Annotated in this window: 1 protein-coding gene, 3 tRNA genes and 1 rRNA gene; all 5 read right to left on the bottom strand. The window is 58.2% G+C overall.

Annotation, left to right across the window (positions count from 1 at the left end; genetic code table 11):
• Positions 1–96: GTP-binding protein (locus RM96_RS38035; protein ID WP_039011239.1), on the bottom strand; the 96-nt coding region annotated here is incomplete at its 3' end.
• Positions 97–139: 43 nt separating this feature from the next.
• Positions 140–214: transfer RNA gene (locus tag RM96_RS30235), tRNA-Thr, on the bottom strand.
• A 37-nt stretch (positions 215–251) separates the two neighbouring features.
• A tRNA-Gly gene (locus RM96_RS30230) sits at positions 252–325 on the bottom strand.
• A 50-nt stretch (positions 326–375) separates the two neighbouring features.
• Positions 376–461, bottom strand: a tRNA-Tyr gene (locus RM96_RS30225).
• Between the two features lie 323 nt (positions 462–784).
• A 5S ribosomal RNA gene (gene rrf / locus RM96_RS30220) occupies positions 785–897 on the bottom strand.
• Positions 898–1,023: the final 126 nt, after the last annotated feature.

Below are 1,023 nucleotides of genomic sequence, written 5' to 3'. Positions count from 1 at the left end.
GATCGCTGCGGTCAGCGTGGTCTTGCCATGGTCAACGTGACCAATCGTACCAACGTTCACGTGCGGCTTGGTCCGCTCGAACTTTTCCTTTGCCATTTCACGACTCCTGTGTCGGCAGCGATATTGCCAGTGCGGTATTTGGTGCCCATGGGCAGGATCGAACTGCCGACCTCTCCCTTACCAAGGGAGTGCTCTACCACTGAGCCACATGGGCGAAACTTAGATCACTTCTCTCGACGGCAACCGCTTGGTGGAGCGGGTGAAGGGAATCGAACCCTCGTCGTAAGCTTGGAAGGCTTCTGCTCTACCATTGAGCTACACCCGCCCGGTTACTTCGCGCTTCACCGGCACTCGCCGGGTTGCTGTCTTGCATTCTGGTGGAGAGGGCTGGATTCGAACCAGCGTAGGCGTAAGCCAACAGATTTACAGTCTGCCCCCTTTAGCCACTCGGGCACCTCTCCGCAGAGAACTTGTGATTATGGTGTAATCCACCGGGGCTGTCAAGCACTTTCCGTTTGATGAAATGTGCCTTGCGGATAGCCCGCGGTGTCTGCGCCAGGTCGATACTGCTGCCTTTGGCGTCCACCAGAACCGGCAATACGATTGCTATGTCCTCACCCTATAGGGCGCCTTCCGCGCGCTTTAGAGCGGCTTTACGAGGTCTGACAGGGCGTGGATGGCGAGAAGCCGGGCCGGCGCAGCAGCCCTGGCCGCCCTGCCGATTCCGTCGTCCCAAAGACAAAACCCCCCAGCTGGGTAAGCTGAGGGGTTTTGGGGCATAAGAGCCTGGCGATGACCTACTTTCACACGGGAATCCGCACTATCATCGGCGCGGAGTTGTTTCACGGTCCTGTTCGGGATGGGAAGGGGTGGTTCCAACTCGCTATGGTCACCAGGCATAAGGGGGTGCGGCGCTGGGGTCGAAGCCAACGTCGCGAATAGGGATGTAGTGGGGGTTGTGCGTCTTGTGTCAACTGTTTTGGGCACAGTCGCGATTCCCACACCAGGCAAAACACACTGGTT

The organism is Cupriavidus sp. IDO (assembly GCF_000812465.1).
Lineage (GTDB): Bacteria > Pseudomonadota > Gammaproteobacteria > Burkholderiales > Burkholderiaceae > Cupriavidus.
This window is presented reverse-complemented; position numbering and strand designations above follow the sequence as displayed.